General features: G+C 56.1%; 1 rRNA gene. It reads left to right on the top strand.

The annotated features are described in order from the left end of the window. Positions 1-221, top strand: a 23S ribosomal RNA gene (locus tag ACFCTO_RS12315); the annotation flags it as partial.

Raw genomic sequence — 221 nt, 5'->3', positions numbered from 1 at the left:
CCGGGATGGGAAACCAATCCGGGGTTGTGGACTGCTATCAAATGCATGAGTGAAGCAGAATGAGCTGGGAAGCTCAGCCAGAGAGAGTGAGAGCCTCGTAGGCGTAAGCAAATGCATGGAGCAGGATCCGGAGTACCACGGGACACGAGAAACCCTGTGGGAAGCTGGGGGGACCACCCTCCAAGGCGAAACACTGATATGGACCGATAGCGCATAGTACC

This window comes from Megasphaera indica, from assembly GCF_046614755.1.
In the GTDB taxonomy this organism is placed as follows: Bacteria; Bacillota; Negativicutes; order Veillonellales; family Megasphaeraceae; genus Megasphaera; species Megasphaera intestinihominis.
The sequence above is the reverse complement of the archived record's forward strand: the minus strand, read 5'-3'. Positions and strand labels throughout refer to the sequence as shown.